This window comes from Lacticaseibacillus pantheris DSM 15945 = JCM 12539 = NBRC 106106, from assembly GCF_001311175.1.
Taxonomy (GTDB): domain Bacteria; phylum Bacillota; class Bacilli; order Lactobacillales; family Lactobacillaceae; genus Lacticaseibacillus; species Lacticaseibacillus pantheris.
Map to the genome: position 1 here is coordinate 1 of NZ_BBAI01000026.1, position 23,945 is coordinate 23,945.

General features: G+C 52.8%; 21 protein-coding genes, 3 tRNA genes and 3 pseudogenes. 14 read left to right on the plus strand and 13 right to left on the minus strand.

Annotation, left to right across the window (positions count from 1 at the left end; genetic code table 11):
* The first annotated feature begins 264 nt into the window (after positions 1–264).
* The gene (locus JCM12539_RS08565) at positions 265–1,755 is read left to right on the plus strand and encodes a UDP-N-acetylmuramoyl-L-alanyl-D-glutamate--2,6-diaminopimelate ligase (protein ID WP_054650722.1); all 1,491 of its coding nucleotides are present in this window, start codon (positions 265–267) and stop codon (positions 1,753–1,755) included.
* Between the two features lie 128 nt (positions 1,756–1,883).
* The gene (locus JCM12539_RS08570) at positions 1,884–2,870 is read left to right on the plus strand and encodes a serine hydrolase (protein WP_225350318.1); all 987 of its coding nucleotides are present in this window, start codon (positions 1,884–1,886) and stop codon (positions 2,868–2,870) included.
* A 65-nt stretch (positions 2,871–2,935) separates the two neighbouring features.
* On the opposite strand, the gene JCM12539_RS08575 is transcribed toward JCM12539_RS08570, so the two are convergent.
* Positions 2,936–3,811, minus strand: a complete 876-nt coding sequence (locus tag JCM12539_RS08575) for an aldose 1-epimerase family protein (RefSeq protein WP_054650725.1) — start codon at positions 3,809–3,811, stop codon at positions 2,936–2,938.
* Between the two features lie 1,167 nt (positions 3,812–4,978).
* On the opposite strand from JCM12539_RS08575, the pseudogene proB reads away from it, so the two are divergent.
* From proB to JCM12539_RS08620, 9 genes and pseudogenes are all read left to right on the plus strand, one after another.
* Positions 4,979–5,813: pseudogene (gene proB, locus JCM12539_RS08580) on the plus strand (glutamate 5-kinase).
* A 24-nt stretch (positions 5,814–5,837) separates the two neighbouring features.
* Positions 5,838–7,085, plus strand: coding sequence for a glutamate-5-semialdehyde dehydrogenase (locus JCM12539_RS08585; protein WP_420835953.1), 1,248 nt, complete (start codon positions 5,838–5,840; stop codon positions 7,083–7,085).
* Positions 7,086–7,132: 47 nt separating this feature from the next.
* Positions 7,133–7,774: a nitroreductase gene (locus JCM12539_RS08590; RefSeq protein ID WP_054650729.1), complete on the plus strand. Its 642-nt coding sequence runs from the start codon at positions 7,133–7,135 to the stop codon at positions 7,772–7,774.
* A 219-nt stretch (positions 7,775–7,993) separates the two neighbouring features.
* Positions 7,994–8,239, plus strand: coding sequence for an AbrB/MazE/SpoVT family DNA-binding domain-containing protein (locus JCM12539_RS08595; protein ID WP_054650731.1), 246 nt, complete (start codon positions 7,994–7,996; stop codon positions 8,237–8,239).
* The gene (locus JCM12539_RS08600; protein ID WP_054650733.1) at positions 8,240–8,641 is read left to right on the plus strand and encodes a type II toxin-antitoxin system death-on-curing family toxin; all 402 of its coding nucleotides are present in this window, start codon (positions 8,240–8,242) and stop codon (positions 8,639–8,641) included. It abuts the gene before it with no gap.
* 403 nt (positions 8,642–9,044) lie between these two features.
* On the plus strand, positions 9,045–10,217 hold the full coding sequence (locus JCM12539_RS08605) for an RNA-guided endonuclease InsQ/TnpB family protein (RefSeq protein WP_054650735.1): 1,173 nt from the start codon (positions 9,045–9,047) through the stop codon (positions 10,215–10,217).
* 188 nt (positions 10,218–10,405) lie between these two features.
* Entirely contained in the window at positions 10,406–10,780 is a 375-nt protein-coding gene (locus JCM12539_RS08610) for a hypothetical protein (RefSeq protein WP_225350319.1), read from the plus strand.
* Between the two features lie 264 nt (positions 10,781–11,044).
* Positions 11,045–11,323: a helix-turn-helix domain-containing protein gene (locus JCM12539_RS15245; protein WP_054650737.1), complete on the plus strand. Its 279-nt coding sequence runs from the start codon at positions 11,045–11,047 to the stop codon at positions 11,321–11,323.
* On the plus strand, positions 11,262–12,167 hold the full coding sequence (locus tag JCM12539_RS08620) for a spr1629 family repressor/antitoxin (RefSeq protein WP_156302154.1): 906 nt from the start codon (positions 11,262–11,264) through the stop codon (positions 12,165–12,167). The genes JCM12539_RS15245 and JCM12539_RS08620 overlap by 62 nt, the downstream gene beginning before the upstream one ends.
* A gap of 161 nt (positions 12,168–12,328) precedes the next feature.
* On the opposite strand, the pseudogene JCM12539_RS08625 reads toward JCM12539_RS08620, so the two are convergent.
* Both JCM12539_RS08625 and JCM12539_RS08630 read right to left on the minus strand, forming a co-directional pair.
* Positions 12,329–12,996 (minus strand): annotated as a pseudogene (locus tag JCM12539_RS08625) (2,3-bisphosphoglycerate-dependent phosphoglycerate mutase).
* 158 nt (positions 12,997–13,154) lie between these two features.
* Positions 13,155–13,226: transfer RNA gene (locus tag JCM12539_RS08630), tRNA-Glu, on the minus strand.
* A gap of 216 nt (positions 13,227–13,442) precedes the next feature.
* Between JCM12539_RS08630 and JCM12539_RS13245 the strand changes: the two genes are divergently transcribed.
* Positions 13,443–13,592, plus strand: coding sequence for a hypothetical protein (locus JCM12539_RS13245; RefSeq protein WP_156302155.1), 150 nt, complete (start codon positions 13,443–13,445; stop codon positions 13,590–13,592).
* Between the two features lie 251 nt (positions 13,593–13,843).
* Here the strand turns inward: JCM12539_RS13245 and JCM12539_RS08635 are convergent, their stop codons facing one another.
* The 6 genes from JCM12539_RS08635 to JCM12539_RS08660 all read right to left on the minus strand — a co-directional run bounded on the left by JCM12539_RS08635 (position 13,844) and on the right by JCM12539_RS08660 (position 20,986).
* Entirely contained in the window at positions 13,844–14,548 is a 705-nt protein-coding gene (locus JCM12539_RS08635) for an MIP/aquaporin family protein (protein WP_082405436.1), read from the minus strand.
* A 268-nt stretch (positions 14,549–14,816) separates the two neighbouring features.
* The gene (gene glpO / locus JCM12539_RS08640) at positions 14,817–16,643 is read right to left on the minus strand and encodes a type 1 glycerol-3-phosphate oxidase (RefSeq protein ID WP_054650742.1); all 1,827 of its coding nucleotides are present in this window, start codon (positions 16,641–16,643) and stop codon (positions 14,817–14,819) included.
* Positions 16,644–16,667: 24 nt separating this feature from the next.
* Positions 16,668–18,176, minus strand: coding sequence for a glycerol kinase GlpK (gene glpK, locus JCM12539_RS08645; RefSeq protein ID WP_054650744.1), 1,509 nt, complete (start codon positions 18,174–18,176; stop codon positions 16,668–16,670).
* Positions 18,177–18,675: 499 nt separating this feature from the next.
* Positions 18,676–19,005: a heavy metal-binding domain-containing protein gene (locus JCM12539_RS08650; RefSeq protein ID WP_054650746.1), complete on the minus strand. Its 330-nt coding sequence runs from the start codon at positions 19,003–19,005 to the stop codon at positions 18,676–18,678.
* 30 nt (positions 19,006–19,035) lie between these two features.
* Positions 19,036–19,296 carry a hypothetical protein gene (locus tag JCM12539_RS08655; protein WP_156302156.1) on the minus strand — a complete coding sequence of 87 codons (261 nt, stop codon included), beginning with the start codon at positions 19,294–19,296 and terminating at the stop codon, positions 19,036–19,038.
* Between the two features lie 259 nt (positions 19,297–19,555).
* Positions 19,556–20,986 carry a C69 family dipeptidase gene (locus JCM12539_RS08660; RefSeq protein WP_054650750.1) on the minus strand — a complete coding sequence of 477 codons (1,431 nt, stop codon included), beginning with the start codon at positions 20,984–20,986 and terminating at the stop codon, positions 19,556–19,558.
* Positions 20,987–21,133: 147 nt separating this feature from the next.
* On the opposite strand from JCM12539_RS08660, the gene JCM12539_RS08665 reads away from it, so the two are divergent.
* Positions 21,134–21,204: transfer RNA gene (locus JCM12539_RS08665), tRNA-Gln, on the plus strand.
* Between the two features lie 131 nt (positions 21,205–21,335).
* Here JCM12539_RS08665 and JCM12539_RS08670 read toward each other — a convergent pair.
* Positions 21,336–21,926 (minus strand): hypothetical protein, encoded by a 591-nt coding sequence (locus JCM12539_RS08670; RefSeq protein WP_054650752.1) that lies wholly within the window; start codon positions 21,924–21,926, stop codon positions 21,336–21,338.
* A gap of 225 nt (positions 21,927–22,151) precedes the next feature.
* On the opposite strand from JCM12539_RS08670, the gene JCM12539_RS08675 reads away from it, so the two are divergent.
* A tRNA-Gln gene (locus JCM12539_RS08675) sits at positions 22,152–22,222 on the plus strand.
* Between the two features lie 322 nt (positions 22,223–22,544).
* Here JCM12539_RS08675 and JCM12539_RS08680 read toward each other — a convergent pair.
* From JCM12539_RS08680 to JCM12539_RS08690, 3 genes and pseudogenes are all read right to left on the minus strand, one after another.
* Entirely contained in the window at positions 22,545–22,772 is a 228-nt protein-coding gene (locus tag JCM12539_RS08680; RefSeq protein ID WP_054650754.1) for a hypothetical protein, read from the minus strand.
* Between the two features lie 106 nt (positions 22,773–22,878).
* Positions 22,879–23,160, minus strand: a pseudogene (locus tag JCM12539_RS15250) (hypothetical protein); the annotation flags it as partial.
* A 179-nt stretch (positions 23,161–23,339) separates the two neighbouring features.
* On the minus strand, positions 23,340–23,765 hold the full coding sequence (locus tag JCM12539_RS08690) for an ArpU family phage packaging/lysis transcriptional regulator (protein ID WP_054650758.1): 426 nt from the start codon (positions 23,763–23,765) through the stop codon (positions 23,340–23,342).
* Positions 23,766–23,945 lie beyond the last annotated feature (180 nt).

Here is a 23,945-nt window from a genome sequence, read left to right on the forward strand (position 1 = left end):
TTCTCAAGCTCAATTATCCGTGGAGGCCGGAACGGCCGGAGCGTGCGGGTGAAGCAAGCCACGGCGGAAGGCACGTAAGCCGCAACTCCCAACCCTGTCCGCATGTTCTTACCACATTGCACAGTCACGTTGCATTGTGATGTTTTTGCGAAAAAGCAATAAAAATACCGTTACAAGCAGTCATGCCGCGCTGGTTTACGTTATACTATGTCTATCAGTGTTACAGGAATGTAACAATTAGCGGTTTCAGAAAGGAAGAACAGCATGCAGGTACACACGCTGACTAATATTCTCGCTGTCGGGCCCACGGATCGGGACCGGCTGCACCAAGCCGCCATGGATATCACCATGGTGACCGCCAACACCCGGGAGGTACGTCCGGGTGCATGCTTCGTCGCCATTGCCGGCGCCAACTTTGATGGTCACGACCACCTCGATGAAGTGTTTGCCGCCGGGGCCGCGATGGCCGTGGTTGAGCGCGCCGTGACGTACCAGGGCCAAGGGCTCGTTGTAACGGTGCCGGACACCCACAAGGCGCTGGCTGAACTTGCCGCCACGTTTAACGGCAACCCTAGTCGTGACCTCAACGTCATCGGGGTGACCGGGACGAACGGTAAGACGACCGTCACCCACCTCATTAGCAAGATTCTCGGCGATAACGGCATGAACACGGGGATTATGGGGACGCTTTACAACAAAGTTGGTGACGAAAAGCTGCCGACGGTGAATACCACCTCCGATGCCAACACCATGCAACGGGTGCTGGCGGCTATGCGCGACGCGGGTAACGCGGCCGCGGCCATTGAGGTATCGTCGATTGCGCTCGATCAGGGCCGCAACTGGGGAACCGACTTTGACACTGCGGTTTTCACTAACCTGACCGAGGATCACCTGGACTACCACAAGACCATGGCGGCCTACTTTGCGGCCAAAAGTTTGCTGTTCAGCGAGCTTGGGAGCGGTATGAGCCACAACGGTCGCAGCAAAACGGCTGTGATTAATACGGACGATCCGGCGGGGGCCAAGCTGGTGGCGATTGCTGACCACACGGTGGCTAACGTCATCACGTACGGCGTGGACCAGGCGGCAACGGTACGGGCAACCGATATCGAAACCACCAACCACGGGACGCGGTTCAACCTGCAGTTTTACGGGCAGACCTACCCGGTACACATGCACCTGGTTGGCGAATTTAACGTGTACAACGTCCTCGCTGCCTTTGGCGCGGCGTACGGTCAGGGCATTGCGGTGCCTGACATTATTGCCAGCATCGAGTCGGCAACCGGCGTGCCCGGGCGCTTCCAGCCGGTGCCGAACAACAAAGACGTGGTGGTGCTCGTGGATTACGCGCACACGCCGGATGGGCTGGAGAACGTCCTGGCGACCATCCGCAAGTTCGCCAAGCAACGCATTTTCTGTGTGGTGGGCGCCGGTGGTGACCGGGACAACAACAAGCGCCATATTATGGGTGAAATCGCGGTGCGTTTGTCCACTGATCCCGTTTTCACTTCCGACAATCCACGCACGGAGGACCCAGATAGTATCCTCGACATGGTGGTGAGCGCGGTTCCTGCAGGCAGTTACCAGCGGTTCACGGACCGGCGGACGGCTATCCAGTATGCCATTAAGGCCGCCAAGCCGGGGGATGTCGTGCTTATTGCCGGTAAGGGTCACGAAGATTACCAGATTATCGGTCACACGAAGCACCACTTTGACGATTTTGAAGAGGCCACAAAGGCACTCAACGCGAAGTAAAGCAGTACGGTGACCACCGCTGCTTTGATTTAACGACAAAAAGTCCCAATTTGGTCATATTTTAACGGCAAAGTCGCAAAATGAGCCCGCTAAACTGTCTTTATTAACAGTTTGGGGGCTCATTTATTTTGCGGAAACATGTAAGTAATCACCAGCGTGAGCGGTACGTTGCGGCGATCGTTGTCATTTTTGGTGCAATGGCCGTGGCGTTGCTGTGCTGGCGGGCGGCCGGGGACACTACTGGCAATGGGCAACACGCCCAGGCGGCCACCAGTTCGTCGGCGAGCACCGATAGCGCAACCACGGCCGCGAACAAGAAACGGAGTATTATTCAGGAAAACCTACAAAATTATCTGGATAAGGTTACGGCTGACGGCGACGCCAGCGTCAGCTTTTACAGTCTGGACGCCACCAGTGGTAGCAGCGCTGACAGTACGACGGACCAATTAACGTATGGTGACGGTCAGATTGTGGCCGACAGTAACGCCACTACTACCGCGACTTCGGCCAGTACATATAAATTGTTTATCGCGGCGTACTTATTTCACCTACACCAGGAAGGCAAATTCAGCTGGACGACTGCCAACAAGAGTGGCTTTTACCAGATGGTCGTGAATTCCAGCAATACCTTTCCGGAAGAGATTCTCGCCGAGTATGGTGCCGACAGCATCAATGCCTTCATCAAGAGCCAAGGGTGGAGCAGTCCGGTCTTTCACGACGGTGACGAGGCGGCCAGCACCACGAGTCAGAGTCTCCGCAAAGTGTTACAGGCTTTGAACGCGGGCACGGGGGTCTTCAGTGATAGCAGCGACCGTAGCTACTTGTTGGGCCTGATGCAAAAGCAGGTTTACCGGTCAGGCATCCCGGCAGGCGTGGCGTCAGTGGATAGCGGGGCCACGGTGGCCGATAAGGTGGGCTTCCTGGATGACGTTAACAATGATGCGGCGATTGTGACCACCAGTGATGGGCACAAATACATCTTGGTAATTATGACGCACGGGCACAACCAGACCACCCTCGACTTCAGCCGGATTAAGACGATTGCGGTCAAGGTTCAGCAAATTGTGTACGGTAGCGATGCGGGCACCAAAGTGGTCAGTTATAGCGCTGATTAATCGCGCCGAAGTAAAACGCACACCACATTCTGCAAAGAGAACGCGGTGCGCGTTTTGCGTGACGCTTAGTTCAGCGTGAGGTCGTAGCCAAACGCTGAAGTGCCGCCAGGGGCGACGGTAGTGTTACCCGCTTTCTGGTACCAGTCAGTAGGGGCACCGGCCACGTCGGGCAGCCCGTGGAACGGTTCAACGCAGACGAACGGTGCGTTTTTGTGCTCCGGGCTCCACAGAGTCAGGTAGGGGAAGTCCGCCAGGTTGATGGTGACCCGGTAGCTCCCGTCGTTAGCGGCCAAAGTAGCGCTGGTGGCCTCGGGTGCATTGATGATAATCAGGCCATCGTCAAGCAGTTCGTGACTTAATGGAATCGCGGCCCCATCGGATTCAGCGAATGGCTCCACGGCCCCGTTGCGGAACGGTACGGGGCCAATACCAAACTTGGTGAGCGGCGTATTTGCGCCGGTCAGCGTGACCGTGTAGTGGCCGAGTGGCTGTTCTAGCGCAAAGCCAGGATGTGAACCCAGCGCGAACGGCATTGGGTGCGCAGAAGCATTGGTGACGTGGTACTGCACCTGCAGGCCGGTTTCCGTCAACGTATAGGTGACGGATAGCGCAAAGTCAAACGGGTACAGCGCCTTGGTCTCGGCGTTAGCGTGCAGGGTCAGGATGACGGTTTCATCGCTACTTTGCTGGACATCGTCGAATTCAAAGTCGCGCGCGAAGCCGTGTTGACGCATGGGGAAGGTCTGGCCGTCGACTAAGTAGTGGTCGTCGTTGGAGCGGCCGATGGCAGGAAACAGGATGGGCGCGTGGCGGCCCCAGAACTTACCGGTAGTGTCGGACCAGATGTACTCGCGGCCGTTGGAGCGGCGGGTGAGTGTGGTGAGTTCGGCACCGAGTGGATTGATGGTGGCGGTGAATTGTGCGTTGGAGAGAGTGATCAAGAAGGCTACCTCCTCAGGTATGGTGGTGCGCGAATTACCCCAGTCCGGGCACCAAGCTGTTAGCGGCGTCTCCTTGGAATAAAACCAAACATCTATAGTATATGTTATGGGGCGGGAAAAGTTTAGTGGAAATTGGGAGCGCGTACATTTTTATGGGGGTGTGTCCGAATTGAACTGATGTGGCACCTACCCACAGGTATTGGTTATCACGATATGGTGGAGGAGGTTGGATGGGCGGCGCGGTGAGCGGAGGCGTGTGGGGTCGGAATGGTGGCCACTGCCGGGGTGTAACGTTCTTACGGCTTTAGCCGTTAGAACGCGACGACTTCTGAAACTGACCGGTGGGTTTCCGGGCAGGTTCAGAATCGCGGCGGAAACCCGCTTGTACTTGGCGGGTTGGAGCCTTCGCCCTAGCAGTGGTCACCATGGAGTACCCCACGTAAGCCGTAGCTCACCGCGCCGCTCACCCAACCAGAAATACCGCCCCGTGACAACCAGCTACTTGGCGTTAGGCACCATACCGACCGACGCGGCCTAACGCTACTGTAGTATCCATTTTTCCAGTTACGTTGCGTCAGTCACAAAAACATCGTGTAGTTCGCGATGCCTGTTAGTGAATTCGCACGAGATATGGGTACCGTTTATCGAACTGACGGGTGCCGGCAAAGTGGTGGTGGGGTGGAGGCGTCGTGTCCGTAGACGTGGTTGCTGCGATCCCGTAGCGCTGTAAGAACGAAGTGACGTACAGCGGCAAATTATTGAGATTGAGTGCATTTCTCAAACTCAATAATTCGTGGGAGGACGGAACGTCCGGAGCGTGCGGGTGTAGCAAGCCACGGCGGAGGGCACGAAAGCCGCAACCCCACCACCACTTTGCCAGCACAGCACGACTCGGTCCACAACCCGCTTGACAAAAGTAAGCCGGCAGACTATGATAACGTCAGCATCGGGCGAGCCGCCCGCCCCCCAGTCATAGTAGTGCCTCACAGGAAGAACGGTCGCCGACTGCAAGCCGTTCAGCGCGCACGAATCCAAGCTAGGGTGAACAAGTTAATATAGTAATTAAAAGAGTGAAGCGTTGCTTCGAACGAGGATGGTACCGCCCGGTAAGGGTGCCTCGGTCGGGCAGCGCTTTTTGTCACAAGACGGTATGTGGAGGACGGAACCATGATGGCACAGACGCGTACAAAACGGGTAGTAGTTAAAATCGGCACGAGTAGCCTCATCTACCCGGACGGCAAAGTGAATTTACAAACGATTGACCGCTTGGCGTACGCCCTGTCGGCTTTGCAGAACCAGGGGTGCGAGGTCCTGTTAGTTTCTTCTGGCGCAATTGGTGTTGGCTGGATCTCATGGGGCAACACGACCGGCCCGCGGCCATCGCCGGGCAACAGGCGTTAGCGCCATCGGCCAATCGCAACTGATGTCGCTGTACACGCGGCGGTTCACCGATTACGGGTCGATGGTCGGACAGCTGTTGTTGACCTACGACGTCTTTGACTACCCCGTCAGCCGGATTCACGTGCTCGACACGATTGAGGCGCTGCTCGCCCAAAGTATCATCCCCGTCATCAACGAAAATGACTCGGTCGCTACGGACGAGATGGATCACCGCACCACCTTTGGCGATAACGACCAGCTGTCCGCGCTCGTTGCCCGCCAGGTGGACGCCGACGTGCTGATCGTCATGTCGGATATTGACGGCCTCTACAACGTGGACCCGCGCAAGTATGCCGACGCACACCTGCTGCACCACGTGACGCGGGTGACGGACGCCATCCTGGCTGGCGCTAGCGGGAGCTCTACACGCTTTGGTACTGGCGGGATGGTCACCAAGCTGAAGGCGGCGAACACGATGATTGAGGCGGGCAAAGAAATGGTGTTGGTCAACGGCGCGGATCCACGCGTCGTGCTCCGCGTGATGGCCGGCGAGGATATCGGCACCCGTTTCTGTCCCGCCAGCATGATGCCGGGCAACGAGCAGGCGACTTTGCGACACTAACCCATAGGAGGAAAGCTCATGGACATGGTACAGACAAACGATTTGCAGGCAATGGGCCGGGCAGCCAAAGCCGCGGCGGCAATCTTGGCGCAGCTCCCTGACCCCGACAAACAGCACGCCCTGAACGTGATGGCGGATGCCCTCGTGTCAGCGACGGACGCGATTATGGCGGCCAATAAGCAAGATCTGGATGGGGCCACCATTGACCCACGGTTCGTGGACCGGCTACGGTTGACGCCGGAACGGATTCAGGACATGGCCGACGGTTTGCAGCAGGTTGCCCAACTCAAGGACCCGACGGCGCAGATTGACCGTGGTTGGGTGACTGAGGACGGGCTCACCATCACCCAGCGGCGTGTACCGTTGGGCGTGGTGGCCATGATTTACGAGGCACGGCCGAACGTGACGGTGGACGCGGCGGGCCTGGCTTTCAAGAGCGGCAACGCGGTCATCCTGCGTGGGGGCAAAGAGGCGTTGAACAGCAACCGCGCCCTCGCCACGACTTTGCGTGATGCACTGGTCAGCGTCGATTTACCGGCGGATGCGGTCCAGCTCATTACCGACCCCAGCCACGAATTGGCGAACGAACTGATGCACCTCAACCAGTACGTGGACGTTCTCATTCCACGTGGCGGGGCTGGCCTGATTCGTGCGGTTGTGCAAACGGCTACCGTCCCCGTCATTGAAACGGGTGCCGGTAATTGTCATATCTACGTGGACGATGCGGCTGACCTAGAAATGGCGCGCAAAATTGTGGTGAACGCTAAGGTCCAGCGGCCATCGGTATGTAACGCGGCGGAGAAACTGCTGATCAATGCCAAAGTGGCGGAGGCGTACCTGCCAACTTTGGCCGCCGACCTCCGCGCGCACGGTGTGGAATTGCGTGGGGATGAACGGGCGCGGGCCATCGTGCCAGACATGGTGGTCGCCACGGATGAAGATTGGGACACGGAATACAACGATCTGATTTTGGCGGTCAAAGTGGTGGATGATGTGGACGCCGCGATTGCGCACATTAATGCGCACAACACGAAGCACTCGGAAGTCATCATTACGAACGATTTGGCGCACAGCCGGCGGTTCCAGGATCTGGTGGACGCGGCCTGTGTGTACGTGAACGCGTCGACCCGCTTCACCGACGGCTTCATGTTCGGCTTTGGGGCGGAAATCGGTATTAGCACCCAGAAGCTGCACGCGCGTGGACCAATGGGCTTGAGTGCCCTGACGACCACGAAGTACGAGATTAATGGAAACGGACAGGTGCGCAAGTAGAGCATATTGGTATTCAGGTGTAATTATTAGGTGAGGGGGATTTGATCATGGATCAAAATAGCATCTTGGTGCAGCGTCATTCAGCGCGAGCGTTTGAGGACAAAGCAATTCCGGTGGACGTGATCAAGGATATCGTGCGTGAGGCCGCGTTGGCCCCATCGTGGGAAAATTCACAGCCGTGGAAGGCGTACGTCGCGACCGGGGAAACCGTTAAGCGCATCCGGGCGAGTCACTTTGACCTGGCCAGCAAGGGTACGAAGAGTTGGACGGAGGTTGTGCCACCCCAAAGTTGGTCGGCGTACACGCAGGGCAACATTGACCAGTGGTTGGTCGCAACCAAACAATCTTTGGGTGATGCCACACCGGAACTTTTTGAGGCCAATAAAAACCTGTTCAACGCGCCTGCCATTGTCTACATCACGATTCCTAAGGACGCATCACACTATTCGGCGTACGATGCCGGGGCGTTTGGGTACGGCTTACTGTTGGCGGCTCAGGAACACGGCCTACGCGGAATTCCCGCGTACGAGTTTATTCGTCATCCAGCTGAGGTCCGGGCGCAGATTGATATTCCCGAAGATGAGTCGTTGATGATGGGGGTCGCACTCGGCTTTGCAAAGGATAATCGGTTGAACTCGTTGAGAACCGAGCGGAATGATTTGGGTACGATTTTGAGGATTGCGGACTGATAATACCATTTAGTTGGTTTATTGGATGGCTACCCAGAATCTTTCCGAATCGGTGTGCCATAAGTTAGTGAGGACGCGTGCTTTCGTGCACGAATCATAATCAACTGTATTGCTAGTAGGCGCATTTGATGGCGTTTGCTAGCTTTTTTTATTGGCTGGCTCTCAATGTACTTGTTTATACTGTGTATATACCTCATACTTAAACCAGAGGTGGTAAGCATGACCGATAATCAAGGTATCAAACGGACAGTGGGCAAGGTGAACAACAGTTTGTATTTTACGATACCCGCGGATATTGTCGAACGGCTCAGATTAAGCAAAGGAGAACGGTTAGCCGTATCCTTAGAGGACGGTGCAATAGTTGCGCGGCCCGAGCGTGAGGCTACTAGTGACGACGATTTGCGCCAAATTGACCAGGTGATTGACCGTTACATGGATGCAATGAAGTATCTGGAGGACAAGTAGATGCATTATCTTTCGGCGGCCGATATTATTCGGATTAATGCACGGTTGCAGCAACGGTTTGGGACCGAACCAGCAATTCGTGACGCCGTAGCTCTGGACTACATTGTGCAATCTGCTGAACAGGAAGTCTTTGGGGTTAAACTCTACCGTTCCGCTGTTGAGTTGGGCACCTATTACTTAATCAAGATTACGAAGAAGCATTGCTTTAACGATGCTAATAAGAGAACGGCATTAATCAGTTTTGTATGTTTTTTGATGCGTAATGGCTATGAACTTCGTCCGGATGCCCAGATTACGCTGGCTACAGAAGTTGTAAAGATTGCTGCGGCTGACCGTGAAAGTGACGAGTTGTGGTCTGAAGTTAAAGATCATGTAGCCCAGGCAATCGAGGAGGTTCGTTAGCATCGATTGTACGGAATCATTATTTCCCACGGTCGACTCACACCGCCAAAACGGTTATAATGATTTTCGACGTAATCGCCAGGTGGCGATAGAACAGAGCAGGAGGTAGTTAACTGTACTTTAAATCATGGAACAAAGTGTAATAACGGGATTTTATCAAGACGCAATAATTAAGTGGAAGACATCTTGATACCCAGATGTAGTAGTTGCAACTAAATGCAATCATTTGTTGCAATTTGCGAACTGCCATAACTTACTCTCCAAATTGTAAACCGCGTAGAATAGGCAAAGCTACTAAACACTATCAAATCACGCTTGTTGAGTGCCTCAATACCAGCGTAAAATTTAAGGTGTTGAATAGTTGCTGCGGTGTTCTATGTTTACGTTTGGGGAGTGAGCCAGAATGATTAAAACACACAAAATTAAGTTGTACCCCAATGCAACCATGTGCCGCGCGTTCCAGCAGTTATTTGATTACCGACGTTACTGCTATAACCTGGCACTCGAATCATGGAACGGCATGTACGATGAGTCATTGTTAATGGGTGATAAGTCATTACGGCCAAACGAACGTAAGGTAAGGAATGAGCTGGTCAACAACAAGCAGGATTGGCAGTACGAACTTTCAGCCCGCGTTTTACAGCTGGCAGTACATGACTTAGCTCAGGGGTGGCGGAACTTTTTCAATCCGCAAATGCCCAGCCACAGGCAACCCCGGTTTAAGTCTAGGAAACGGTCACGCAATACATTCACAACTGATCGGGCACAGGTGGTTAACAACAAACTGCGCTTAGATCGACCATATGGTTACACATCGTGGTATGACATCCGGATGGCTGAATCGGTACGCTGGATTGGCAAGCTAAAAACTGCGACCGTAGTCGAAGAAGCTGATGGTTATTATGTTGCGCTAGCTGTTGAGGTTGACGATAGTGTCGCAGTTAAATCCGGGCACGTTGTTACCGGCGTAGATGCCAACATTGCCCGCTTTGACTATCGCGATGCCACGGGCTACCAATCGGTTTCGACCATGAGTGCTAAGCTACTGCGGTTGTACGAGCGTATCACCCATTATCAACGGTTGTTGGCACGTAAACGGTTGGTAAATCCGTCCCATTTCCGGTCCCATAACTACCGCGCAACGAGAGCCAAGTTGCAGCGGGATTATCAAAAGGTGACCCGAATTCAGATGGATTTACTGCACAAGTTTACGCATCAGTTAGTACAAACCAATGACGTGATTGCGATTGAGGACCTCGATAACCTGCACATGCGCATGAACAAACACTTAGCCAAAAACTTGCACCGTTCACTGTTTGGCCAGTTCAAGGCAATCATGCAGTACAAATGTTCATGGGCTGGCGTGAAGCTAGTCATGGTGGATCGCTTCTATCCGAGCACCCAGCGGTGTTCGCAATGTAGCTTCGTCAAAACCGGTGCGAACAAGATCGACTTAGAGGGTAATCGCCGGCATCATACCGGTAACAATCAATACGTGTGTTATCAATGCGGTGCAAGTATGCGCCGCGACCAAAACGCAGTGGAAAACTTAATCCAGTACGCAATGGTCAACTAATCATTCTGGGTATGGCTAATACCATAAAGTTCAGGAGTCAGTCAATGTCGTGCGGATATTTTTCCAAAGGGGAATACTGATGATGACGGGACTAAGTGAGATGTAGAATGTCAATCAAGAAAGGAAATATATAAACCTTTATTGGTGTCCAAGAGACATTCTTCCACATTTTATATAGCAGGTGCACGATGGCAGATTCAAAGTCAAAGGCAAAGGGTAAAGCTAAAGTAGCAGCTAACGCAGTAGAATTGGCCGTTGGCAACAAGGTTGACGTAGCCAAGGGGACTAGCGTTCCGAACGGCTTCAAGGGCACCGTGGAGAAGATTTACACCAACTCCGCCATGCTGACAATTGACGATTTTGACACGGAAGACTCCGTGGTGGTTGAAGACCTTAAGCACAAGACCGTCATCAACTTTGCAAACATCACTCTGGGTGGCAAGCCGGTTAAGGCGCCAATCACCGAAGAGGATGAAGCCAAAAACAAGAACAAAAACGCCCGGAAGTCTGGCGCGGTGAAGACCATTAAGCCCGCTGACGAGAAGGACGACGAGAAAAAGTAAATAGTGCCACAGTAAAGGGGCTTGTCGCGTGATGAATGCGGCTGCCCTTTTTGGTTGTTGATTTTGTGATGGCATTTGCTTGCAACAACGGTTGGCTTGTAGCCACCATAACTGTTCATGCGTTGTACTGTTATTTGTAAATCAAAGCAGTATGATTACCAGTATAAAGCGATTCTACAATTCAGATAACACTTTCGGTTTCATAATTGGCTCGGAAGAGAATCAGGAAGGTTAGTACTAGTTTCAGAAGGGAGGCCATTAACTTTGTTTTATGGCGACAAGTTAACTGAGTTACGCGAGTTGAATGGCTTATCGCGAAAGGACTTGGCCGATAAATTATCAGTTTCGGAGCAGGCAGTGTGGCAGTATGAGTCAGATAAGGTGACTCCGAGAATTGATGTGTTGAATGCTCTACGGGATTTAATGGAAGTTGATACGAGCTTCCTCTTTGAACCCAATATGGTTACCCGGGGGGTCGCGAGTGAGGGCCATATTGCATATCGCGCTGATGATAGGAAATCGCGCAAAAAAAACTCGCACTGAATTAACGTACCTGCGTTACGTCGAGGCCTTTGTCGATTATTTTGAGGGCTTTTTGACACAAGAGGAACGTAGTATTGATTCGTTGCGTTCAATGACTAAACAACAAGCAGATAAAATTCAGTACGCGGGCTCACAGCGTGAACAGAATTTGGAGATTGAAAACCTAGCCGAGGTATCTAGAAATTATTTGGGTATTCAAAGTAATAGGGATCTGATGTATAAAATTGAAAATAGCGGCGTATGCGTAGTTGAAAGAAATTTAGGCCAAGAAATCGACGCGTACAGTACAATCAGTAAATCTGGTAGAAGCTATATTGTTTTGGGCACGCACAAAAAGTCGGCAGTATGCCGAAACTTCGACATTGCACATGAACTTGGTCACCTCCTGATGCATCAGCACCAAAATATAGAGTTGCTGACTAACGAAGAGTATAAGGAAATTGAACTACAAGCCAATCGTTTTGCTGGTGCATTCTTGTTGCCAGGTGCAGAATTTGCATGTGGATTTGCCACCTTGGCGCGTAAGTCTAATCCAGATTATTATGTTGATCTGAAGTCGCAATATCTAGTATCAATTGCAGCCATGGGACACCGCGCCTATGATTTAGGATTACTAGATTATCAGGAGTACAGGTATTTCAGTGGCCGAATGAATACCCTTCACTACCGTAAACTTGAACCGTTGGATGATAAAATTGTACCGATTCGACCTGGGAAGCTACGCGCATTAATGGAATTTGTGTTGAAGTCAAGGCTGACGTCCGTTGACCATATACGTTCACTATTTCATGTACGGCCTCAGTTCCTAATCAATCTTTTTGGCATTGATCAACATTTTTTTTGATCAATTTGAGCATGAGAAGCATAGCTACTATGGTGGAGCTAAAGTGATCAGAATGCCGGGCGCATGATCGCTTCCATCAATGAAGCGCCAATCAAAATAACTGGAGACGCTAAAGGGGCTTACCACACGATGCTGGTAAGCCCCTTTGAGTTACTCCGTTGTTAATATAGTCTTGTCGCAATCGCCAGCCGTTCGTCCAACGTATATACAATCGGTGCGGCGTTACCCACCTCGACCCCGTCAATATCAGCATCCGCAATACCTTCGAGGTGTTTGATGAGTGCCCGCAAAGTCGACCCGTGGGCGACGATGAGTTGGTTGTGGTCCGCGCGTAAAGCCGGCACCACGTGGTCGTTCCAATACGGTAGGAGACGTGCACTCGCGTCGGCCAGGCTTTCGCCGGTGGGATGATGCTCGTTGGCCAGGCGGCGTAACGGCGCTGGTGGTGGGCGCGTGCGAGGTGTGGTGGCTCAGCCGTGTAGCTACGCCGCCACTGGGCTACCTGCTGCGGACCGAATAGCGTCCGCGTTTTGTCCTTATTCAGGCCTCGGAGCGCCCCGTAATGCCGCTCGTTCAGTCGCCAACTCTTGGTTATGGGCAACCAATTAGCGTGGAGTTCGTCCTGGATGATGTACGCGGTCATGATGGCCCGCCGCAGCATGGAGGTGTGGACGGCGTCAAAGTCGATGTGACTGGCCGCAATCAGGCGCCCGGCCGTGTGTGCCTGTTCGCGACCGTGGTCGGTCAATTCTACGTCCGACCATCCGGTGTACGTATTATCAAAGTTGGCGGTGCTTTCGCCGTGACGAACTAGTACTAATTGAACCATGTTGCCTCCGTGTGGTAAATGATGTTACCGACTATTATAGCACCTGTAAAAAGTTGCCCAAAATCAAAAAAGATGTGCCTATGATGGTCAATAAAAAGGGAGGAACATTGTCATAACAACGTTCCTCCCTTTGAAAAATTAACTGGTGGTTCCAAGTATCACCCGTACGGGATTCGAACCCGTGTTTTCGCGCTGAGAACGCGACGTCTTAACCCCTTGACCAACGGGCAATGTCAATCAATTGAGTACTGTTACATTCTACGGGATTCAGCGAAAATGTCAATGGGTTTGCGCGAAATTTCTGCAAACTCTCCCAAGCAAAGTAGACCAGACTCACCGATTTCTGTGTTGGTAACAAAGATATCTGACCAACCACTATTTCTTGTAAACGCTATTATAGTATAATAACATTAATTATCGAGCCAACAAACCGGGAGGTGTTAACTATGGCAGATCGTAAACTAATTACCAACGGTATTCTTGCAACGGTATCTGGCGGGATTACGTTACTCAGCGGGGCATTGGGGCTCGCTGCGGGCGTGCTTACCATCATTCGGGGTGTGCGGGGACGGGATGACGAGGATGATCTGGACTAGTATGTTTAACCGGAATACCTACAACTTGGGTATGATGTGTGACTGAGGTAGTTTTAGGCCGATTGCTTTTCATCTTGGTTGGTAGGATATTATCCGAAGGGAAGTGTTTTGAATGCTGGATGTAATTATGAGCAACCTTCCGTTTGTTTGATGCTGTAGTCACTTTTAGCTTTAGCTCAAACATACAAAAACCGGGTCACCACCCACACGCTGATACGCGTAGGTGGTGACCCGGTTTCGTTGTTTCTACATTAAATAATGGCAAACAATACCGCACCAACAATACCGCCAATCACCGGACCCACAACCGGAATCCAACCGTAGCTCCAGTCGGAACCACCTTTGTTGGCAATTGGCAGCACCGCGTGCGCCAACCGCGGGCCGAGGTCCCGGGCGGGGTTGATCGCGTAACCGGTCGTCCCACCGAGGGAGAAACCAATCGCGGTAATTAGCACGCCGACGCCAATGGGGTTCAGGCCGGCCGTCCACTGGCCCTTAGTGAAGGCCAGCAGCATGAATACCAGCACCGCGGTGCCCAGCGTTTCGGAGAAGAGGTTCGCGAGCGGCTGACGAATTGCGGGCCCGGTAGCAAAGGTGCCAAGGATGGCCGCCTGGTCGTGCGTTTCCCGCCAGTGCGGGTAGTATTGCAGCCAGACGAGTGCCGCACCAACAAACGCGCCCAGCATTTGGGCGATGATAAATGGCGCTACGCCGGACCAGGGAAATTTACCGATGACGGCAAAGCCGATGGTCACGGCTGGGTTAAGGTGCGCCGGGCCGAGGAACGCAGCGGAGTACACGCCGAGCGTGACAGCCAGTCCCCAACCGAGGGCAATGGCAATCCAGCCGGCACCCTCAGCTTTGGACTTCTTCAACGATACGCCGGCGACGACACCGTCACCCAGGAGTACCAACACGAGGGTACCGATAAACTCGCCTAACGCTTGGGTCATAATGGGGTTGTGCATGGGGAGACCTCCCTTCATAGCCGAGCTCCACCGCGCAAAAGGTGCCGTGTAAGCAAGTCGGCACCAAAAGCCAAGTACGTGCTTTTGGCCCCAACTCACTTACACTCTACCTTTTAACCGCGCGGTTCTGCTCTGTCATAGTCGAGCTCCGCAGGCCAGAACGCGCCACATAAGCAACTCCAGCCCAAAGGCCAAACCCGGGCCTTTACGCTGAAGTCACTTATGCTCTGCGTTCTAAGCGGCCTGCTCCGCTCTGTTACTTCAGTGCCGCCAGCTCTGATTCCGCAATCGCGTCGTCCAACTGCTTGGTCATGGCCGCCTTAGTGTCGGCATCCCAGTCCAGCAGGCGGGCCATCTCGTTAATTACCGGGTCGTGCAGCTGGGCCAGCGTGTCCGCGTGGAACAGGATGGCGTTCGTCCGCCGCAGCAAGTAGTCGACCGGCGTCATCGTCAGTTCCTCGTTAACGGAGTAGCGCAGGGAGATCGTTTCCTTGAGCGACAAGCCCTCCGCGGCGCCCTCCTCGACGTAGGTGACGACGCGGCCGGTGTTGCTACCGAAACGGTTGGCGAGGTCCGCCGCGTCTTCCTGTGGCAACCCAGCGTCCACGGCGATGCGGGTGTAGAAGTCCATCGTGTCGTCAACGTTCGTTGGGTCAAAGTGGCCACCGGAAACCTGCAGCTTCTTCGAGTCGATTTCCTTGCTATCCACGTTGTAGTCGCGCTTCAGCGTCTGCCGAATCAGGGCAAGAGCGCCCGCCGCCATCTTCCGGTAGTCGGTAATCTTCCCACCGGACAGGGTAATCATGCCGTCAGCTTCGGTATCGAGCGCGGAGCCCCGGGATACCTGCGACGGGCTCAGCGTCTCTTCAGCGTGGGCCGTCTTCAGTTTGCTGATTGCGTTCTCAACGTCGTCACGGGTGGCCTGCTGGTCCTCGTAGTCGTCGACGGTCTTAATCAGCTTGTCGAAACTTTCCTGGGATACTTTGCCAGTGTTGGCACCACCACCGTTGTAATCGGAACTACCATTCGTGGCAATCAGTGGGCGCAGGCCGACCCAGCTGGCCTCGATATCCTTGAGCGTCACCTTGGCGTCCGGGTAGCGGTTGTTGATGGCCGCTAACAGGTAATCCACGTCGTCCTGGTCGACGGTTGGGTGCTTATAGTCGCCCTTGAAGTCCGTGTCGGTGGTCCCGAAGTAGGTCTTGCCTTCACGTGGCACAACGAAGATCATCCGGCCGTCGTGGGCACCCGAGTCAAAGTAGGTTGGCTGGGGTACGCGCAACCGTGATTCGTCAACCACGAGGTGCACACCCTTAGTTGGCCGCATCATTGGCGTGTGGTCCAGCTTCTGGTCGAGGTCACGTAGCTTGTCGACCCATGGGCCGGTGGTGTTGATCACCAACTTGGCGTGGATGTCGAACTCCTTGCCGCTAATCGTGTCCTGTGCGTGCACACCCACAACTTTGCCGTTGTCGTCGTGCAGCACACCGACAGCCTTCACGTGGCTCGCAATCAGGCCGCCCAGTTCATCGGCTTCCTTAATGTTCTCGATGACCAGGCGGGCGTCGTTGTTGACAAAGTCGAGGTAGACGCCGCCACCCTTGAGGTTCTTGGACTTCAAGCCGGGCTCGCGCTGAAGCACCTCATCCTTTGAGATGGTGTAGTTAGCGTACTGGGTGCCGTCAACGCCAGCCAGCTTGTCGTACAGGTCCATCGCAATCTTGACGGAGAACATGTCGTACGTTGATTCCGGTTCGTCGTAAATAGGCATCAGCATTGGGAACGGCCGCGGAATGTGCGGCGCGATGCCCTGCACGACGGCGCGCTCCTTGACGGTGTCGTTGACCACGCCGACGTCAAAGGTCTTGAGGTAGCGGATACCACCGTGGACCAGCTTGGTGGAGCGGGAGCTGGTACCTTCAGCGAAGTCCTGCATTTCAATTAATCCAGTCTTGATGCCGGATGCGGTGGCCTGAATGGCAACGCCGGCACCGGTAATCCCACCACCAATAATGAGTAGGTCCAAAGGTGTGTTTTGTAGGTGCTCAATTGTTTGTTGACGCGTATTTGCTGAAAAAGCCATAATAATTTCCTCCTCAAGTATTGGTTACTTCTGGTCCGGCTTGAACGTCATGGTGGCGTTGACGGCCTGCTGCCAGCCCGCGTACAGTTGCTCGCGGCGTTCGGCGGACATTTGCGGCTCGAACCGCTTGCCGACTTTGGCTAGATGTTGCAGCTCGTCGGTGTCCTGCCAGAACCCGACGGCCAGCCCGGCTAGGAACGATGCGCCCATGGCGGTCGTTTCGAGGTTAGCGGCCCGTTCGACTGGTGTCCCCAGAATGTCGGCTTGGAATTGCATCAGGTAGTCGTTGTTGGCGGCGCCACCGTCGACGCGGAGTGCGGGAATCTTAATCTTGGTGTCTTTGTACATCGTGTCGACCACGTCGCGACTCTGGTAGGCGAGGGATTGCAAAGTCGCCTTGATGAAGTCGTTGCGCGTGGTCCCACGGGTGATGCCGAACACGGCACCACGGGCGTTGGCGTCCCAGTACGGGGCACCGAGGCCGGTGAACGCGGGCACAACGTAGACCTCATCTTGACTTTGCGAAGTCCGTGCGGCGTGCTCGGAGTCCGGTGCGTGCTGCACCAGCTCCATAGCGTCGCGCAGCCACTGGATGGCGCTACCCGCGACGAACACGGAACCCTCCAGTGCGTAGTTGACCTCGCCGTTGATGCCGTAGCCGATGGTCGTCAGTAGGTTGTTTGCCGACATCACCGGTTCCTTACCGGTGTTCATGACGATGAAGGAGCCGGTACCGTACGTGTTTTTGACGGTCCCTGGTTTGAGCGCCAGCTGGCCGAACAAGGCACTTTGCTGGTCGCCGGCCATCCCCGCGATGGGTACGCTACTCCCGTAGAAGTGGTAGGCGGCGGTGTTGCCGTAGACCTCGGAGTTGCTGCGTACTTCCGGCAACATCTTCCGGGGGATATTGAGTAATTGCAGAATCTCATCGTCCCACTGCAAAGTGTGAATGTTGAACAGCATCGTGCGACTGGCATTGGTGTAGTCGGTGACGTGAATCTCGCCGCCGGATAACTTCCACGAGATCCAGGTGTCGATGGTGCCGAAGAGCAGCTCGCCTTTCTCAGCGCGTTCCTGCGCTCCCGGCACGTGGTCGAGAATCCACCGAATTTTGGTGGCCGAGAAGTAGGCGTCAATTAGCAGGCCGGTGTGTTCGTGAATCATGTCGCTATGCCCATCGGCTTTGAGTTGCTCCGCAATGTCGTTAGTTTGGCGCGACTGCCAGACGATGGCGTTGTAGATGGGCAGCCCGGTGGCTTTGTCCCACACCACCGTGGTTTCGCGTTGGTTGGTGATACCGACCCCGGCAATTTCTTTGGGCTGGATACCACTGTTAATAAATGCAGTGGCAATGGTGGACAAAACGGCGTTCCAAATTTCGTTGGCGTTATGTTCCACCCAGCCCGGCTGTGGAAAGTATTGCGTAAACTCGCGCTGGGCGTCGGCAACCATCTGACCGTCATGGTCGACGATCAGTGCCCGGGTACTGGTAGTACCTTCGTCAATTGCGAGCACGTACTTTGACGTGGCCATAGTAAAACCCCCTTTGAAAAACAATATTATGATAGCGGTTACAAAAAGATAGTAACAAGTGTTGGGTTATTCGTAAACAAGATATTTTTAAATCTAATAAATACATTGTGCACAAAAGTGGTCTCGAAGAAACCGCTTACTAAAAGCAAGTGAGGGGCAGGCAACTAGTGGGTGATGGCTCACTTACAAAAAAATTACAAAGCGATTAACGTGGTGCGTGTTTGTGACAAACTTTGGCAACTTTAGTAGCTGTTTTGGGGTGAAACAAGCCCGAAATCACCCACTTTTGCTCCAAAAAAGTTTTGTTTGGGGAGGGATTTTAGACAAATTGTGCAATTTGTCTAAAGGGTAGTTGGAAATTTTTCCACCAGTACTGTCAGCATTAGCTGGCCACTGACAAGAAATGTCACCGCATAAAAAAAAGAACATCGACCATACCCGGTAGTGGGTGCAGTCAATGTTCTTTATACAGGAATGTTAGCCAGAATACAGTGGTAAATTAGTCGGTAAACTTAACGGCAGTACCGTAAGCAACGACGCTTTGCATATCGCCGCCAATGGATCCGGAATCAAAGCGCATCATGACGACCGCGTCGGCGCCCATGTTCGCGGCCTCATCGCGTAACCGTTCGATGGCCTTCGTCCGGGATTCGTGCAACATACTGGTGTAGGCTTTGATTTCGCCACCGACCAGGTTCTTGAGGCCTGCACCAATGTCGGATACGAAGTTCTTGGACTGGGTGGTGAGGCCGAACGCTTCACCAATCACGGTGTAGTTTTGGCCGGGGATGTTTTCCGTAGTGGTAACGAGAATGTTTGCATTTGCCATGATCAATTCCTCCAAATGGGTTGAGTAGTGTTAATCAAAAATAACAGCATTACGACCGGTCAGGTTCAGATAATACAAGAATATCATGATGGCGTTAACCAAGAACGACATCACGATCACGCTATAGCGTATGGTGAACGGGTGGTAACCACCATCAGCAGCCCACGTCCGTGAGTTGCGGCGTCCACGGTACCCCAGGGTGAACCCGAGTAGTATTAACGCGATTACGCTTTGGACAATCATCCGACCACAAAGATGCCGTGGGTGAGCGTCTGCGCTTGTATATACCACGAACCCGCCGCCAATAAATCTAGTAATAGCGCGAATAGAGTCATAGCTTGGCCTCCAGTTTGTGCCGCCACAAGCAGTGACAGTGTAACGGCACAACCATATTATTGACCAAAGTGGCCCGAGAGGTATCGGTCTACAGCCCGATTTTACCACGTGTGCGTGACGGTGTCTGGTCATCCTGTTAACTGATTAAACAGTACGCAAAAGCCGCCCGGACGCGGTCATCAAGATAGCGTCTGGGCGGTTGTGTGCGGAGCAATTATAGGTTCTTATCCATGTTAAACGTCAGCTGGGACAGGTTGATGCTTTCCATCAACATCTCGTTGATCTGCGCCTTCGTGGCGGCCTTAGTTTCGGCAACAATGGCATAATTGGCCTCAGTCAGGGCTTTGGTCAGCTCCTTGCCGCTGAGTTCGCTGGCAGCAGTATCCGTTTCCGCGACGTGTTCACGGAAGCGACGGTACAGGGCGGTCAGGTAGTCGCGGTTTTGCTGGATGAACTTGCTGTAGTGGCTTTCCGTAATGGTGGATAGCGTCCGGTACATCCAGTAAGCGGAGTCGACGTCAGTGTCGAGCTTCAGCGGTGTGGAACTGTACGATGGGTCCGTGTCGTTGGCGTTCGTGTAGAACGGTACGTACGGGCTAAACGTTGGGTAGCCCAAGCACAGCCACATCACGCCCTCGGCACCGGCCGGAGCGTTGCCGCGAACCTGGAGCACGTGGGAGTTCTGGGTGCGGTTGAGTCCAATCGGCCGGTAACGGAGGCGGTCGTGCTCGCTACCTTCATGGCCAAACGGGTCGTACTTGGTTTCGTTGTAGTGACTACCCAGAATCTGGGCGATGTCCTCAACGGAAATCTTGTGGCTGGTCCGCATGATGAATGGCAGCTCGGCGGATTCAGGTTCTTCGTCGACCTCGGGGTTCAGAATGTGGTGACCGTACCATACACGTGGTGTGTTGTAGTGGCGGTCCTTTTCGTTCATCGTGCCAAAGATGTGGCGGAAGTTCCAGCCTTCTTTGTCGGTGTTTAGGTGGTGTTCCTCAACGAATTCACGGATACCTTCGCTCCACGCAAAGTTGTCGGTGTCGTCAAAGTCAACCTGCTGAATGGCCACCTGGTTAGCAGCAACGGCATAAGCATCGTCGGGGATGCGCTGGGCGACCCAGTGGTGACCCGTCACGATTTCCATATACCAGACGTTATCGCGGTCGGAGAACAGGACGGAGTTACCGGCCGGCGAGCCGTATTGCTTGATGAGCTGACCGAGGTATTCAACACCATGGCGTGCGGACTCGATGAAGGGGAGGGTCATGTTCACAATCAGGTCTTCATCCAGGCCGTCTTTGACCAGCGAATCGTGAGCCAGGGCGCGTTCGTTACCGTACGTGCTCTCGGTGGCGCTCATGGCAACGTTCTTCTCGTTGATGCCGCTCTCTTCGTAATCCCCCAGGTGTTCGCGGTCAACGTTCGGTACGGCGTTGTAGCGGTAGCCGTTCTCGGGCAGTTCGGCCGTGAACCCGTTCAAAGGTGAGGCGACGGTCTGACCCTTCTTGCCCTTCCAACCTGGATGCATATAGAAACGCTGCGGGGTCAGGGGCAAAAACGTGTCGTCGTTACGGGCAATCATGGTCGTGCCGTCCAGGCTGGCTGCTTTGCCGACCAGGATTGAGGTACATGCGGATAAACTCATAGACTTAACTCCCTCTTTCGTCATTAGTACCTCCAGTTTACTCTGGTTCCTACTAAATTGCATTGAAAAGTTGGCTGAAAGTGTTGACGACGGCCATGGATTCGGGTTAATATATTTTTCGTGCTCATAACACGCAAATAATGATATTGGGTATTAGCGAAGTGGTAACGCAGTGGACTCTGAATCCATAATCCTAGGTTCGATCCCTAGATACCCAATCACAGTCATCATAATGGTAGCAACGGACTAATGACCCCGTTGCTACCATTTTTTATCGATACCAGTACACCAGGCTTCCTGAAGTAACCGATTGTGAGAGATGGTGACGGTTACGGCCATGCAACTGTGCTTATGCCAAATACTGCTTTATAAACGCATTAATAGTGTGCGCGCTGGTAGCAGGTGTGCTTTTGGCTGTATCAATTTGAGTACAGTGAACATTGGGAAAGGTGGCCTCCAGTTCGCCAGGATGACTGACTAACCGGAAATCATGGTCGGATTGCAAAAGCATCATCTGCGATTTCTTGACGTTCCGCTTTGAGGGCTTTGCTGCTAAGCGATCGGGCATCACGTTACGCTCAATACGCGTGTCGAGGGGAGCAGTCAACTCAACGAAAAAGACATCCTGATCGGCATCAAGAAAGATATCGCTGATGTCCCGCAGAAAATTTGTGTCGTCGGGTGAGTCAAAGTCAATCATAACCGTAAAGATAATGGTATCCGTAGTGTTGGTGTCGGTATTGGTAACAAACACATGAAACAAGTCCTTCCGCATCTTATCGGATAAGGCGAAGGTTGTGGATCCGTAACCCAAGAATCGCGCAAAGGTATCGATAGTTTCGTGGTTGAATAATAATCGACCGGTTCCGGAGCTTTCCAATTCTTTGCCGACGGTCATTTTGCCAACCGCCTGGGCCCCAATCAGCACTATTAGCGACATTTAAACACCCCCCGTAAATTTGTGCCTAGTCTACGCGTTGGTGGGGTTGTTTTCAAGATTAAATTGTGCGAACAAATACGATGGTCGTGCGGTGTGCATACCCGAATAAAATGATGGTCAAAGGGATAGTCACGGAATATGTGAATAAAAATCGTCAATTCTGTTGACGCGCACGCCTAATCTGCGTATAGTATTTATTGTGCTTGACACGGAATTGAATATTATTGGGTATTAGCGAAGTGGTAACGCAGTGGACTCTGAATCCATAATCCTAGGTTCGATCCCTAGATACCCAATCGACGGTATTTTGCTGATGGCGTAAGCTTATAAAGCCCGGTGTTATCAGCTTTTTGTTTACTCGAGCACCGAATCAGAGCGTGCAGAGACGACACCAGAAGACACCATAACGATACCAGCAGCGTTACCATTTCGTGGTGTCGCTTGTGGTGTCGTCGAGGGTGAAATAATAGTTCAGTAATCGTTATTAATAAGCGGGTAGGTAGGTGCCACTAGCGTTAGTGCTGGTGGTTTTTTTAGTGCCTAAAATTATCATATTTGTGTAAAAGAAAACACCCACTAATTAGTGAGTGCTACGTCATAAAACCAATGTGTTCTTAACTATCCAAACGCCTTAATTTCTCTGGAGCCAACTTCAATATTCTGAGATTTAAGCATTATCCCTCGAAGCCGACCGTCTTCGGCGGGCCAGCCAAGTTCACCCGGCTCAAGCGTTAAATCGCCTGTAGCCCGGTTAAATGTGCCCCTTTTACTTAAGCCGGTACTTGGGTTTTCAAACAGAAATTCCTCATATCCATCTACGCGACTCAGAAGTGTATAGTACATCATTTTGGCTGACCACCTTTCCGCTTACTCAACTCTTCGTGGTCATTTTACAAGGTATTGCCCTTAGCGACAACACCTGGGGATACCTATAGCCATGATCACGTAGCGACTACAACAAACGGAGTGTACCGTTTTGACGTGAGCGTTCCGTGTTGAAAATGATGGCATATGATGGGCTGAATGAAAGGGTGCTGGGTGCGTTAATCACGTCAACGACCGTTCCCATAACCTCAACATTTTTCAACATAGGGTTAGTGTTTATTAGCATTGTATCGGCCGCCGCCATGCGCTTAGTAATACATTTGGCGATAGTAGTAATTTGTAGTAGTTTTGTAGCGTTAATGTGCGCATGCATGGGGCTGTATTCTGCGTCAATAGCTGTGTTAGTGGCGTTACACTCTTCCGGTTATAAGGCGTCAAACTTGCGCTACTTTGGTGCTGATTTTCGCATTACATATCACCCCATCCCCTGAATACAACGGGTGCACCCTAACCCAAAAAGGGTGCACACAAAAACCCAAATGGGTGCACACCATTTGGGCGGTTGGTGGTAACGTATGAGGTTGCTAATCAGTCGTACACAACTAGGTTGCTTAGGGGCCATAGCTGGGCAAATTGTACCAGCGCTTTTCGGCAACGGCGGTAAAGTTGCGAATGCTCGAGGCCTACACGCTCTTGTATAGCGGCTCTGCTTGGTAGTGGGTGCATGTATGTGTGTTTGAGTATGGCGGCGTCAATTGGCTCTAGCTCCTCCAGTACAGCCTTAACTGCCTCTAGTTCTTCTTCATCCCCTAGGTTGCGCACTATGCGGGACTCGTTGACGTTATCGGTGCTTGTACCGTGCGGCATACCGTCAAGCCGTGGTGATTGTAGTCCTGCACGTCGGGCAACACGTAGCCGGGCGCTCTTTATACCGTACCCCTGTAGTATTGCAATTACGTTTGCTTCGGTGGCTCGTTGGTTGATGGTCGGAGTGGCGTTTACTCTTGAACTCATTCCCAGGTTCTCCCTTCGTGTAAATGCGTTAATTTGGTGCCAGAATTTGCGCGTGCTGGACGCTAGAAACTTTTGCGGGTAACTAGGCGTAATTGCCCTAACTCGCCTTAGACGCGCTTATACGCGATTTTTTTATTCTGGTACGCGGTTGTGGTTCGGATGGGGATGGGATGAACGGGG

Bases quoted from the DNA above. Each gene is read 5' to 3' on its own strand.
- JCM12539_RS08650 (WP_054650746.1), bottom strand. From the start codon at position 19,005: ATGGCAAATGCAAACATTCTCGTTACCACTACGGAAAACATCCCCGGC.
- JCM12539_RS08690 (WP_054650758.1), bottom strand. From the start codon at position 23,765: ATGAGTTCAAGAGTAAACGCCACTCCGACCATCAACCAACGAGCCACC.
- JCM12539_RS08595 (WP_054650731.1), top strand. From the start codon at position 7,994: ATGACCGATAATCAAGGTATCAAACGGACAGTGGGCAAGGTGAACAAC.
- glpO (WP_054650742.1), bottom strand. From the start codon at position 16,643: ATGGCTTTTTCAGCAAATACGCGTCAACAAACAATTGAGCACCTACAA.
- JCM12539_RS08660 (WP_054650750.1), bottom strand. From the start codon at position 20,986: ATGAGTTTATCCGCATGTACCTCAATCCTGGTCGGCAAAGCAGCCAGC.
- JCM12539_RS08565 (WP_054650722.1), top strand. From the start codon at position 265: ATGCAGGTACACACGCTGACTAATATTCTCGCTGTCGGGCCCACGGAT.
- JCM12539_RS08680 (WP_054650754.1), bottom strand. From the start codon at position 22,772: ATGATGTACTATACACTTCTGAGTCGCGTAGATGGATATGAGGAATTT.
- JCM12539_RS08585 (WP_420835953.1), top strand. From the start codon at position 5,838: ATGGTACAGACAAACGATTTGCAGGCAATGGGCCGGGCAGCCAAAGCC.
- JCM12539_RS08670 (WP_054650752.1), bottom strand. From the start codon at position 21,926: ATGTCGCTAATAGTGCTGATTGGGGCCCAGGCGGTTGGCAAAATGACC.
- glpK (WP_054650744.1), bottom strand. From the start codon at position 18,176: ATGGCCACGTCAAAGTACGTGCTCGCAATTGACGAAGGTACTACCAGT.
- JCM12539_RS08605 (WP_054650735.1), top strand. From the start codon at position 9,045: ATGATTAAAACACACAAAATTAAGTTGTACCCCAATGCAACCATGTGC.
- JCM12539_RS08590 (WP_054650729.1), top strand. From the start codon at position 7,133: ATGGATCAAAATAGCATCTTGGTGCAGCGTCATTCAGCGCGAGCGTTT.
- JCM12539_RS08600 (WP_054650733.1), top strand. From the start codon at position 8,240: ATGCATTATCTTTCGGCGGCCGATATTATTCGGATTAATGCACGGTTG.
- JCM12539_RS13245 (WP_156302155.1), top strand. From the start codon at position 13,443: ATGGCAGATCGTAAACTAATTACCAACGGTATTCTTGCAACGGTATCT.
- JCM12539_RS08610 (WP_225350319.1), top strand. From the start codon at position 10,406: ATGGCAGATTCAAAGTCAAAGGCAAAGGGTAAAGCTAAAGTAGCAGCT.